This window comes from Vibrio sp. 10N.261.52.C11 (genome assembly GCF_041471405.1).
GTDB lineage: Bacteria > Pseudomonadota > Gammaproteobacteria > Enterobacterales > Vibrionaceae > Vibrio > Vibrio crassostreae_C.
In genome coordinates, this window is sequence record NZ_JBFROI010000057.1 from 1 (window position 1) to 413 (window position 413).

Annotated in this window: 1 tRNA gene; it reads right to left on the reverse strand. The window is 37.3% G+C overall.

What is annotated here, in order from left to right:
- Positions 1–280: 280 nt before the first annotated feature.
- A tRNA-Ala gene (locus tag AB4323_RS19795) sits at positions 281–356 on the reverse strand.
- Between the last annotated feature and the right edge of the window lie 57 nt (positions 357–413).

A 413-nucleotide genomic window follows, 5' to 3' on the forward strand; every position in this document is an offset into this window, starting at 1 on the left:
CAAGGTTTTTGGTTGTCATCAAGAAGGGTTAATTCCTGATAACTGTTTGCCGGACTCAATTGTGATTCAAACAAGTTTGAATCGAATACAAGACACTTGAATGTGTTTGTTGTGTTTATACCGTTCTTATTAAATAAGAGCAGATAAACATTGAGAACTTTTAAATTTGATTGAATTACTCGTAAGTAATCAATCAGTCAGCTTTCCAAATTGTTAAAGAGCTAGATATTTCAAAAGAAATAACCATTTTTAAAGATTCTTAAGGAAGAACACTTAAAGATGGTGGAGCTATGCGGGATCGAACCGCAGACCTCCTCGCTGCCAGCGAGGCGCTCTCCCAGCTGAGCTATAGCCCCATCTGGAAAAGTATTTCCTACTCTTAACTTATTAAACCATCAATCTGTGTGGGTACT